Origin of the sequence: Pseudomonas oryzihabitans, assembly GCF_032027545.1 — a bacterium.
Lineage (GTDB): Bacteria > Pseudomonadota > Gammaproteobacteria > Pseudomonadales > Pseudomonadaceae > Chryseomonas > Chryseomonas oryzihabitans_F.
In genome coordinates this window covers 1-683 of the sequence record NZ_JAVSJB010000091.1, presented here as the reverse complement: position 1 = coordinate 683, position 683 = coordinate 1, and the positions used below count along the sequence as shown (strand labels likewise).

At 61.3% G+C, this 683-nt stretch carries 1 protein-coding gene; it reads left to right on the top strand.

The window, feature by feature from the left end:
- On the top strand, positions 1 to 683 hold a 683-nt coding region (gene choX, locus RND78_RS27850; RefSeq protein ID WP_312733455.1), incomplete at both ends, for a choline ABC transporter substrate-binding protein.

Here is a 683-nt window from a genome sequence, read left to right as displayed (position 1 = left end):
GGCTACCAGCCCACCACCAACATGATCTCCGTGCCGGTCACCTACAAGTCCATGCAGAACAAGGACATCGACGTCTTCCTCGGCAACTGGATGCCCAGCATGGCGGCCGATATCAAGCCCTATGCCGACAACGGCAGCGTCGAGACCGTGCGCGCCAACCTGGAAGGCGCCAAGTACACCCTGGCGGTACCCCAGTACGTCTATGACGCCGGGGTGAAGAGCTTCGCCGACATCGCCAAGAACGCCGACAAGTTCGACGGCAAGATCTACGGCATCGAGCCCGGCAACGACGGCAACCGCCTGATCCAGGGCATGATCGACAAGAACACCTTCGACCTGGGCAAGTTCAAGCTGGTGGAATCCAGTGAAGCCGGGATGCTGTCCCAGGTGCAGCGCGCCGAGCGGCGCCAGCAGTGGGTGGTGTTCCTCGGCTGGGAACCCCATCCGATGAACACCCGCTTCAAGATGGCCTATCTCTCGGGCGGCGACGACGTCTTCGGCCCCAACTACGGTGGCGCCACCATCTACACCAACGTCCGCAAGGGCTACGTGCAGGAATGCCCCAACGTGGGCAAGTTGCTGACCAACCTGTCCTTCACCCTGGACATGGAAAACCAGTTGATGGACAAGGTCCTCAACGAGAAGCAGAACGCGAATGCGGCGGCCAAGGTGTGGCTCAAGGC